The 10323-nt window shown below is 72.8% G+C and carries 12 protein-coding genes; 5 read left to right on the top strand and 7 right to left on the bottom strand.

Annotated features, from left to right (window positions below; translation table 11 throughout):
* Window positions 1-46: 46 nt before the first annotated feature.
* A complete protein-coding gene (gene glgX / locus ACWAUO_RS06725; protein WP_460774372.1) occupies window positions 47-2125 on the bottom strand; it encodes a glycogen debranching protein GlgX in 2079 nt (692 codons plus the stop codon).
* A gap of 83 nt (window positions 2126-2208) precedes the next feature.
* On the opposite strand from glgX, the gene ACWAUO_RS06720 reads away from it, so the two are divergent.
* The gene (locus ACWAUO_RS06720; RefSeq protein ID WP_460774102.1) at window positions 2209-2598 is read left to right on the top strand and encodes a hypothetical protein; all 390 of its coding nucleotides are present in this window, start codon (window positions 2209-2211) and stop codon (window positions 2596-2598) included.
* Between the two features lie 12 nt (window positions 2599-2610).
* Here ACWAUO_RS06720 and ACWAUO_RS06715 read toward each other — a convergent pair whose 3' ends face one another.
* Both ACWAUO_RS06715 and ACWAUO_RS06710 read right to left on the bottom strand, forming a co-directional pair.
* The gene (locus ACWAUO_RS06715) at window positions 2611-3636 is read right to left on the bottom strand and encodes an FUSC family protein (protein ID WP_460774101.1); all 1026 of its coding nucleotides are present in this window, start codon (window positions 3634-3636) and stop codon (window positions 2611-2613) included.
* A 23-nt stretch (window positions 3637-3659) separates the two neighbouring features.
* On the bottom strand, window positions 3660-4148 hold the full coding sequence (locus tag ACWAUO_RS06710; RefSeq protein WP_460774099.1) for a hypothetical protein: 489 nt from the start codon (window positions 4146-4148) through the stop codon (window positions 3660-3662).
* 62 nt (window positions 4149-4210) lie between these two features.
* Between ACWAUO_RS06710 and ACWAUO_RS06705 the strand changes: the two genes are divergently transcribed.
* Window positions 4211-5071 carry an aldo/keto reductase gene (locus ACWAUO_RS06705; RefSeq protein ID WP_460774097.1) on the top strand — a complete coding sequence of 287 codons (861 nt, stop codon included), beginning with the start codon at window positions 4211-4213 and terminating at the stop codon, window positions 5069-5071.
* On the opposite strand, the gene ACWAUO_RS06700 is transcribed toward ACWAUO_RS06705, so the two are convergent.
* Entirely contained in the window at window positions 5072-5737 is a 666-nt protein-coding gene (locus tag ACWAUO_RS06700) for an LON peptidase substrate-binding domain-containing protein (RefSeq protein ID WP_460774095.1), read from the bottom strand.
* A 34-nt stretch (window positions 5738-5771) separates the two neighbouring features.
* On the bottom strand, window positions 5772-6641 hold the full coding sequence (locus ACWAUO_RS06695) for a VOC family protein (protein ID WP_460774371.1): 870 nt from the start codon (window positions 6639-6641) through the stop codon (window positions 5772-5774).
* Between the two features lie 118 nt (window positions 6642-6759).
* On the opposite strand from ACWAUO_RS06695, the gene ACWAUO_RS06690 reads away from it, so the two are divergent.
* The 3 genes from ACWAUO_RS06690 (at window position 6760) to ACWAUO_RS06680 (ending at window position 8551) form a co-directional block, all read left to right on the top strand.
* Window positions 6760-7149, top strand: coding sequence for a YchJ family protein (locus ACWAUO_RS06690; protein WP_460774094.1), 390 nt, complete (start codon window positions 6760-6762; stop codon window positions 7147-7149).
* A 20-nt stretch (window positions 7150-7169) separates the two neighbouring features.
* On the top strand, window positions 7170-7814 hold the full coding sequence (locus ACWAUO_RS06685; RefSeq protein WP_460774092.1) for an SDR family oxidoreductase: 645 nt from the start codon (window positions 7170-7172) through the stop codon (window positions 7812-7814).
* Between the two features lie 212 nt (window positions 7815-8026).
* Window positions 8027-8551, top strand: coding sequence for a flavin reductase family protein (locus ACWAUO_RS06680; protein ID WP_460774369.1), 525 nt, complete (start codon window positions 8027-8029; stop codon window positions 8549-8551).
* Window positions 8552-8573: 22 nt separating this feature from the next.
* On the opposite strand, the gene ACWAUO_RS06675 is transcribed toward ACWAUO_RS06680, so the two are convergent.
* The gene (locus ACWAUO_RS06675; RefSeq protein WP_460774091.1) at window positions 8574-9791 is read right to left on the bottom strand and encodes a hypothetical protein; all 1218 of its coding nucleotides are present in this window, start codon (window positions 9789-9791) and stop codon (window positions 8574-8576) included.
* An 85-nt stretch (window positions 9792-9876) separates the two neighbouring features.
* Window positions 9877-10260 (bottom strand): DUF3054 family protein, encoded by a 384-nt coding sequence (locus ACWAUO_RS06670; protein WP_460774090.1) that lies wholly within the window; start codon window positions 10258-10260, stop codon window positions 9877-9879.
* Window positions 10261-10323 lie beyond the last annotated feature (63 nt).

Genomic DNA, 10323 nt, shown 5'->3' with positions numbered 1-10323 from the left:
CGAACCTATCGCGAGCGCGGAAGGCCGGACAGGCGCTTGCGCGAGCTCACTCGGCGCGGAACAGGTGCATCGACGTGGGCTGCATCGGGATCGTCTCGCCCGGCGCGTGCACGGGTTCCTCCGGCGACGGCGCCTCCTCCGCGCTCGACCACAGCGACACGTACCGCGTGACCCCGTCGACCCTCGGCAGGGTGACGTCGATCGGCTCCTCGTTGCCGTGCACGATGAGCAGGATGCGGTTGAACGCCTCGGTCTCGGGGGTGGACGCCGCGACGTACTGCAGGGTGCGGTGCGCGGGGTTCGTCCACCGCTCGCCCGACATCGTCTCGCCGTCCTCGTCGTACCAGTCCATGACCGACGCGGACGGCGTCGCCTGGTCCTGCCGGGCGAACCGGATGGGCCGGAGGGCCGGGTTCTCCCGCCGCAGCCGCGTGAGCCGGCTCACGTGCGCGATGAGGTCCTGCTGCCACTGCTCGTGTTCCCAGTCCAGCCAGGTGAGGGTGGAGTCGTGGCAGTAGGCGTTGTTGTTGCCGCGTTGCGTGCGCCCGAACTCGTCGCCGGCGGTGAGCATCGGGATCCCCGCCGACAGCAGCAGCGTCCCCAGCAGGTTGCGCATCGCCTTGCGCCGGGTGGCGAGGATGCGGGGATCGGTGGTCGCGCCCTCCGCGCCGTGGTTGAACGACCGGTTCGTGTCGGCGCCGTCGCGGTTCTGCTCCCCGTTGCCGAGGTTGTGCTTGACGTCGTGCGAGACGAGGTCGTGCAGGGTGAACCCGTCGTGCGCGGTGACGAAGTTCACGCTCGCCAGCGGGCCGCGATCCTCGCTGAAGGTGTTGGACGACCCCGCGAGCCGCGTCGCGAAGCCGCCGATGCCGACCGGCGCGGTCGAGGCGCGTCGGGCGTAGTCGACGTCGCTCAGCCAGAAGTTCCGCACGCGGTCGCGGTAGCGGTCGTTCCACTCGTGCCAGCCGGGACCGAAGTTCCCGGTCTGCCAGCCGCCCATGCCGATGTCCCACGGCTCCGCGATGGTCTTCACGCGCTGCAGCGCCGGGTCGTCGACGATCGCGCGCAGGAGCGGGTGGTCGGGCGTGAACTCGTGGTGCTCGTCGCGGCCGAGCGTGACCGCGAGGTCCAGCCGGAAGCCGTCCACCTGCACCTCGTTCGCCCAGTACCGCATGGAATCCAGCACGAGGCGCGCCGCGGCGTCGGTCGCGGTGTTCAGGGAGTTGCCGCATCCGGTGACGTCGATGTACGCGCCGTCGGGCTGCTGGCGGTAGTAGTGGCGGTTGTCGATGCCGCGCAGGCTCGACCGGGGGCCGCCGATGCCCTCCTCCGCGGTGTGGTTGTAGACCACGTCGAGGACGACCTCGAGGCCGGCCTCGTGCAGCAGCCGTACCATGCCCTTGACCTCGCGGAGGATGGCCGACGGGCCTTCCTGACGGGCCGCCGCGGTGGCGTACGCCGGATGCGGCGTGAAGAAGTTCAGGGTGTTGTAGCCCCAGTAGTTGTCGAGGCCGAGCTGGAGCAGGCGCGGCTCGGAGGCGAACGCGTGGATCGGCAGCAGCTCGATGGTCGTCACCCCGATCCGGTGGAAGTGCTCGATCATCGCGGGGTGGGCGAGACCGGCGTACGTGCCGTGCAGCGCCGGCGGCACGCCGGGGTGCCGCTTGCTGAGGCCCTTGACGTGCCCCTCGTAGATCACGGTGCGGTCCATCGGCACGGCGGGCTTGGCGACCCCGCCCCAGTCGAAGGACTCGTCGACCACCACGCCGCGCCAGTCGCCGAAGCCGCCGCTCGCGAGCCCCTTCGCATAGGGGTCGACGAGGAGCGTGGCCGGGTTGAACACGTTGCCGGGCCCGGGCGGACCGGCCACGCGCAGCGCGTACCGGCTGCCGTGGCGGAGCTGGTCGGTCGTCACCTCCCACACGCCGCCGACACCGCGACGCAGCGGCACGGTGTCGGTCACCCAGTCCAGGTCGACGTCGTCGAACACGACGAGCTCGATCGAGTCGGCGCTCTGCGACCACACCCGCAGGGTGGCGACACCGTCGTGCAGCCGCACGCCGAGATCGTCCAGCACGGGACCGGCGAACCCCGGCAACCGGGCGCGGTCGGGTTCGGTCGGCATCGGGGTGACCATGCCGACTACCCTAACGAGCGCGGTGCGGTGGTTTCACCGTGAGCGGTCCGGCGCGCTGCCATACTGGCCGCGTGAACACCCTCCGTCTCGCCGCTGCGGCGACCGTCGCCCTCGCCGCCTTCGCCCTGTCCGGCTGTGCCGGATCCGCCGCACCCGACGACGCGCCGACCTCCGTCATCGCGCCCGTCACGGTCGAGGCGAACGACCTGCAGGGTGAGACGGTCGACCTGCTCGTCGGGCAGACGTTGAACATCAACACCGGCGACCTCGCGGTGGACAGCTACCGGGGTGAGGTGGCCGACACGGCCGTCGCCGTGTTCCACGAGGGCCATGACGACGGCAGCGCCCAGTTCAACCCGGGTGTCGAGGCGATCGGGCCCGGCACCACCACGGTCACCATGACCAACGCGAACGGCGGCATCCAGCCGCTCGAGTTCACCGTCGTCGTCACCGCGAAGTGAGGCCGGCGGCGCTCAGCGCGTCGACCCCTCCTCGTCGCCGAGCGCCCGGTGCACCCGGTGGAGGTCCTCCAGCAGCGACCCGATGAGCACCCAGTGCTCGGGCGAGGGCGCGGCGATCCGGAGGGGCGCGGTGAGCGCCGGCGGCTCGTCGGCGGTGGCCGTGCGCCGACCGAGTTCGACGTCGTGCGCCGCCCGGCGCAACTGCTCCGCGATCGCGCGGACGTTGGGGTCGGCCGACAGGCCCGGCGCCGAGTTGTCGTACACGGTCCGCGTCATCCCGATGAGCTGGGTGACGATCGGGGTGTAGAGCGCGAGCGTGTCGCCCAGGACGTCGAGCTCCCCGCAGTGCCGCCCGCGCCGCGGGTTCAGCGCGAGTGAGTCGGCGGCGGTGCCGAGCGCCGTCTCCGCCCGGTCGCGCATCGGACGCAGCAGCCTCGCCTGCAGCAGCAGCTCCTCCAACTGCGGACGGGTCTGATCCGACTCCAGGGCCGCCGCCAGCCGCCGGAACGACGCCGCCAGCTCGGCGACGAGCGCCTGCATCGCCTCGCGGGCGGGCGCGATCGCCACCGGCGGGACGAGCGCGACGTTCACGACGAAGCCGACGGCCGCGCCGAGGAGCGTCTCGAGCACGCGGTCCACGGCGTACCCCGGCGTCGTCGTGCCGAGCGCGAGGACGAGGATGGCGCTGATCGCCACTTGGTTCGTGCCTCCCGCGGTGAGCCGCAGCGCCCATGCCGTGAAGAGCCCCGCGGTGGCCGCGAGGAGGACCACCCAGGTGGCCTCGCCGAACGCGAGGCCGAGCAGGGAGGCGAGCACGACCCCGACGATCACCCCGATGGACCGTTCGATCGCCTTCGCGAAGGACTGGTTGAGGCTCGGTTGCACCACCAGCAGCGCCGCGATCGCGGCGAACACCGGCGGCGGGCCCTGGATGATCCAGCCCGCCAGCAGCCAGGCGGCGGCCGTCGCCACGGCGGACTTCAGGACCAGGAGCAGGGCCGGGCGTTTGGGGGAGCGGAACGCTGCGGTGACCTGCACGCCTTCACGCTAACGAGCGCGGCTCAGGAGCGGAAGCCGCGGATGGCGGCGGCCGCCTCCTTCGCCGGTGCGCCGAGCTCGCGCTCGGTGAAGACGAGGTCGTACCCGCCTTCCGCGGTCCGGGTGCGCGCGAGCGACTCGGTGGTCTCGCCGTGCTTCCCGGAGGCGAGGAACGCGTCGGCGCGGCGCAGGCGGATGCCGAGCTTGCCCTGCGCGGTCGTGCCGACCCGGTCGAGGTCCGACCACGGCACACGGCCGCCACGTCCGATGCGCAGACCCTCGCGGTCGGCGGCGATCGTGGGGGTGCGGAGTTGGCCGATGACGCTGATCGTCCCGCCGACGCCGAACAGGCCGGCGGCGGCGGCGCCGATCACGAGGCTCACGACGTTGTCGAGGTTCAGCACGATGATGACGACGCCGAGGAGCCCGATCAGCAGGCAGATGACGAGCAGCACGACGAACCGGCTGCGGGGTGGAGCGTAGACGAGCCGGTCGTGCTGGGGATGTGCCACCCGGCAAGCCTACGCGGGCGCTAGCCTCGGTTGCGTCGAGTCCGCCCCCGAAAGGTCTGCGCATGCCCGCATCCCCGCTGATCGAACTGCACACCGGAGCGCTGATGCCGCGCCTCGGTCTCGGCGTCTGGCAGGCGACGAACGATGAGACCGAGCGGGCCGTGGCGACCGCCCTCGAAGCGGGGTACCGCATGATCGACACGGCCGCGGCGTACCGCAACGAGGAGGGCGTCGGCCGGGGACTCCGTGCCGCCGGGCTGCCCCGCGAGGAGGTCTTCGTCACCACGAAGCTCTGGAACGCCGACCGCGGGTACGACAGCACGCTCCGAGCCGTCGACGCGAGCCTCGATCGACTCGGCCTCGACCACGTCGACCTGTACCTCGTCCACTGGCCGGGCGGTGACGCGGCCGTGCGCGCGCAGACCTGGACCGCGATGCAGGAGATCGCCGCCTCCGGCAAGGCGACGTCCATCGGCGTCTGCAACTACGCGCCGCACCACCTTCAGGAGATCATCGACTCGGGCGAGGCGCTGCCCGCGGTGAACCAGATCGAACTGCACCCGCGCCTGCCGCAGTGGGTGACCCGTGCGTTCGACGCCGACCACGGCATCGTGACCGAATCGTGGAGTCCGCTCGGTGGCACGAGCGGGTCGGGCTGGGGCGACCGGTCGAAGCCCAACACCCTGCTCGGCGACCCGGTGATCGCGGACATCGCCGCCGCACACGGCGTGTCCCCGGCGCAGGTGCTCATCCGGTGGCACCTGCAGAACGACCTCGTCGTCATCCCGAAGTCGTCGGACCCGGACCGCATCCGTCAGAACGCCGACGTGTTCTCGTTCTCCCTCACCGGCACCGACCTGGAGCGCATCGCCGCCCTCGAGACGGGGGAGCGGGTCGGGTTCGATCCGGACGAGTTCGTCTGATCAGTCGTCTTCGGCGTCGCGCAGCAGCTCGTCGATCGCCGCGTCGAACTCGTCCGGCGGCGTCGCGGCGGTGAGCGCGGGCTCGGCGGCGATCGTGAGGTCCAGGGTGCCCCGCAACAGCTCCGCGAGGCTCGTCGACTGCAGCAGGCCGTAGCGGTCGAGCTGCGCGATCGGGGCGAACCCGGCGAGCTGCCACGCCGCCGTGACCGGGTCGTCGGCGACCTCGAGTTCCCCCGCCCATCCGGCGGGACCGTACTCCGCGGCGCGGGCGAGGACGCGGCGGACGGTCGTCGTGGTCTCGCGCAGCAGCGGGGCGAGCTCGTCCCGGTAGGCGAGGTCGGGGAGGGGCTCCACCTCGGCGACCGGATGCGGGTCGTCGGGCAGCCAGCGCGTCACGCGCACCCGGTCGGTTCCGACGGCGACGAGCCCGATGTCGCCGGCGCCGGCGTCCACCTGGACGATCCGCGCGAGCGTTCCCACGTCGTGACGCTCGTCGTCACCACCGGCCTCGTGGCCGCGGGCGATCAGGACGACGCCGAACGACGGGTCGTCGGCTTCGAGCACCCGCCCGAGCATCACCCGGTACCGCTCCTCGAAGATGCGCAGTGCGAGCGGCATCGAGGGGAGCAGCACCGTGTTCAGCGGGAACATGGGCAGGGTGGGCATGGAGCTAGTCAACCACCGCCCGCGCATCCCGGGGTCAGCGCTCGAGCAGCGCGTCCGCGTCGGGGCCGGGGAGGGAGACCGTCACGCGGGTGCCCCAGGGGTCGTCGACCGCCACGCTGCGTCCGTCGTCGGAGAACGCGAGCTCGCTCCGGCGCAGGCGCGCGGCCAGTGCGTCGAGGTCGTCGCGGGCGGGCACGGTGATCGCCACCGCGCCGAGGCCGAGGCTCGCGGCGCGCGGACCGGCACCGCGACTTTGCCACGTGTTCATCGCGACATGGTGGTGGTACCCACCGGCGGACGCGAACAGTGCGCCGGGGAACGCGCCGAGCGTCGTCTCGAACCCGAGCGCGTCGACGTAGAACCGCCGCGCCGTCGGGACGTCGCCCACCTGCAGGTGCACGTGCCCCACGACCCCGGGGCGCGTGGGGGCGGCGTCGAACACCTCCTGGGTGAGGTGGCGTCGCAGGTAGTCGTTCGGATCGAGGGCGAGGACGTCCATCATGATCTCGCCGTTCACGTGCTGCCAGGTGTCGCGGGCGCGGTCGGTGTAGAGCTCGACGCCGTTGCCCTCGGGGTCTGTGAAGTAGAACGCCTCGCTCACGAGGTGGTCGGCCGACCCGGTGAACCGGCCGCGCGGGTCCTGCGCGGCGCGGTAGACGGTCGCCGCGAGGTCGGGCGCCGTGTCGAACAGGAACGCCGTGTGGTAGAGCCCTGCCTGGCGCGGGTCGACCGGCGGCAGATCGGGCGTGTGCACGAGTCGGACGAGCGGCACCCCGCCGCGTCCGAGCACCCGGTGCACCTCGCGTCCGCGGGCGCGCTCCTCGATCGGTGCGGCCGCCAGCGCGTTCGCGTAGTACGAGGTCATCAGGTCGAGGTCGCCGACGCGCAGGGTCACGGCGTCCATCGCGGTGTCGGGGTGCAGGCGCGTCTCGTCGACGGTGGTCACGGGGTCTCCTCGGGTAGGGCGTACCGTGGTGAACGCCGGTGGGCGCACCGGTATTCCATTCACGTGAAAGGATCTCATGGCTTCCGAGCGGTGCCCATGCGGCAGCGGTGCACGGTTCGCCGAGTGCTGCGGACCCGTGCTGGCCGGCACACCGGCGTCGACCCCGGAGGCGCTCATGCGATCCCGCTACACCGCGTTCGCCCTGGGCGACGCCCGGCACATCGCGGAGACGTGGCATCCCGGCACCCGTCCCGACGACACGGCGCCCGATCCCGCGTTGCGGTGGACCGGGTTGGAGATCCTCGACGCGCCGCCGCCCGGGCCGAAGCGGGGCGTCGTCGAGTTCCGCGCGCACCACCGGATCGGCGGCCGCGACGGGGTGCTGCACGAGCGGAGCAGGTTCGTCCTCCAGAGCGGACGATGGTGGTATCTCGACGGCGACGCAAGCCCCGACGGGCGCGACTGACCGCTGCCTAGGCTGACGGCATGACTCGCATCCTCGTCTTCGGCGGCCACGGCAAGGTCGCCCTGCACCTCGAACGCATCCTCGCCGACCGCGGCGACACCGTCACGGCCGTCATCCGCAATCCCGACCACGAAGGGGAGGTAGCGGCCACCGGCGCGAACCCCGTCGTGCTCGACGTCGAATCGGCCGACGTCGAGACGCTCCGGAACCTCGTCGCCGGCAACGACGCGGTCGTGTGGTCGGCCGGCGCGGGCGGCGGGTCACCAGAACGCACGTACGCGGTCGACCGGGACGCGGCGATCCGTTCGATGGACGCGGCCGTCGCCGCCGGGGTCCGGCGGTACGTCATGGTGTCGTGGATCGGGTCGCGGCCGGACCACGGCGTGCCCGAGGGCGACGCGTTCTTCCCCTACGCCGATGCGAAGCTCGCAGCCGACGAGCACCTGCGCGCGAGCGGGCTGGACGCCACGGTGCTCGGACCCGGTACGCTCACCCTCGACGACGCGACCGGGCTGATCGAGCTGGACCCGGAGGGGAGCGGCGAGGTGCCGCGTGCCGACGTGGCGGCCGTCGTCGCCGCCGTCCTGGCCGACCCGACCACGATCGGCCGCACCATCCGCTTCGGCGGCGGCAGGACGCCCATCGCCGACGCGCTGCGGGCCTGACGGCGCTGCCGGGCGGGAATGCGCGTCACGCGCCGGTCGTTGCATCGGGCATGAGCATGCCGACCCCTGGGACGCGCGCGGAGCGCGTTCCGTTGCGCGATGTGTCGGGCCGAGATGCGGAGGACGTTCATCCGCCGTACGGTCGGAGTATGACCGGCAGTTCCGCATCCTCGTCCCTCGACCGCCCCGACCTCGAGGGCGAGCACGAGCGGATGCTGGGCGGATCCCTCTCCGCCGACGATTTCAAGGCGCTCTTCCGGGGCCACCCCGGCGGGGTCGCGGTCATCACGGCGGAAGGGCCCGACGGACCCGTGGCTCTGACGGCCACCTCCGTGTCCTCGGTCAGCGTCGACCCGCCGCTGCTCATCTTCTCGGTGTCGTCGCTGTCGTCCGCCGCCCCGGCGCTCCTCGCCGCCGACACCGTCGTGGTGCATCTGCTCGACGCCGACGACCTCGACGTGGCGCGGCTCGCGTCCACCAGCGGCGTGGACCGGTTCGCCGACCGCACCCGATGGTCGCGCCTGGTCACCGGCGAGCCGGTCTACCACGGTGTCCGCGCCTGGGTGCGGTGCAGCGTCGTCGAGCGGATGAACGCGGGAGGTTCCACGGTCGTCGCGGCGCACGCCCTGCAGTCGGACATCGCCCGCGACGTGGAGCCCGGCCAGCACGGCGACGCGCTCGTCTACCACAACCGCACCTGGCATCGACTCGGCGACCACTCGCGCATCGACGACTGACCCTCGCCGCTGCGGCAGCGGCTCAGAGGGCGGGATAGGCCTCGATGGTCGTGCCCTCGGGCAGCGTCGGGGTGAAGACCGCGTCGAACGACCCCTCGCCGCCCGCCGGCACGGCGTCGGCGAACCCGACCGCGACGTCGATCACGGCGCCGGACGCGTCACGTGCCACGAGCGACACGAGCGGGTACTCGGCGGACTCGGTCATGGTGCTGCGCACCACGCCGGCGACCGTGGTCCCCTCGGACGTCACGGTCGTGGTGACGTCCTCGACCGTGAGCGATCCGAGTGCGTCCTGCCCCGACACCCAGGCGGTGTCGCGTCCGGGCAGTTCGACCCCGAGCGCGGTGATGCCGGCCGCCGTCGCCTCGGCGAACGTGCCGACCACGGCGGTGGTGCCGGGGAGGATCCCGAGGTATTCGTAGGCGACCTCGAGCGTCTCGGCCTGCGCGTCCAGCGCGGTCACGGCGATCTCGCCGAAGTCGAAGACGGCGTCGTCGTTCGGGTTCTCCACCACGATCGCCCACCAGGTCTCGCCGGCGGCGTCGGTCCCGAACGCGCTCTCGACGAGCCGCAGGTCCTGCTCCGCCCCGAAGGCGCCGTCGCCCGCGTACGGGTCCTCGTCGTCGTACGGATCCGGTTCCCGTTCCTCCTCGACCCAGGATCGGTCGTCGCGGTTCGCCCAGTTCTCCGCGAGCGCGAGCAGCAGCACCGACACTCCGAGGAAGAGCGCCATGACGGCGGCGAGCCCGGAGATCGCGAGCGCCGCGATGCTGAAGCCGGTGCCGCCCTGCGAGCGCCGGACGAGCGCGATGATCGCGATCACCGACGCGGCGACGAACAGGGGCACGGCGAGGACGCCGAGGAACGGGATGAGGGCGATCAGTGCGCCGCCGCCGGCGAGGGAGAGCGCGAGGATCGCGAGGGTCTTGGGCCGCGTGTCGGCGGGCCGCGGCGGAGGCGGTCCTGCGGGTCCGGGCGGTGGCGGCGCCGTGTGCCCCGCGGGCGGGGACGGCGGCGTCGGCGTGCGCCCAGGTGCGCCCGGGTACCCGGGCGGCGGTGCGGCGTACGGGCCGCGGGCCTGCTCGGCGTCGACCGGGACGGGGGGCGCGCCGGGGTAGGGCTGCACGAAGCGCGGTGCGGATGCCGGTGCAGCCGGTTCCGGAGCGGGCGGCGCCGGCGGGACGTGCGCGTCGCCCGCGCCCGCCTCCTCTGGGCTCGCAGGACCCGTCGGATCGGTCATGGGGGACTCCTCTCCGAGCGCCGGTGCCGGACGCCCCGAGCCTAGCCGTGCGCGGTAGGCGTCCCGGGAGGGGTTGTGGAGAGGATCAGCCGCGCGGACGGGCCGCGAAGGTGGCGATGACGCGCCATCCGACGAGGAGCACGAGGAGCACAAGGGTGGTGACGATGACGAACGGCAGCGCGGTCCCGCCTCCGGTGAGGCCTCGGAGCAGCAGGCCGACGACGACCGTGACGACCCAGACGCCGACGCCGGTGCGCAGCGGGGCGAACGGCCGCCGCCAGGCGAGCAGTGCGACCCAGCCGAGTGCGAGCGCGACGACGAACGGCCACGCCGTCAGCAGCAGCCCGGTGAGCACGTCCTCGGCGTGGCTCGCCCGTCCGACGGCGGTGAACCCGACGACGCAGACGAGGTCGAGGACGGCGGCGAGGGCGATGCGGCCGGGACGGGCCGGGGCGGTGACTGCGGGCATCCTCCCATCCTCGCAGCCGCATCCTGGGGCGTCCTGCGAACGGTCGGGGCGGGATGCTGAGAG

This window comes from Microbacterium sp. GXF7504 (assembly GCF_054798235.1).
This window is presented reverse-complemented; position numbering and strand designations above follow the sequence as displayed.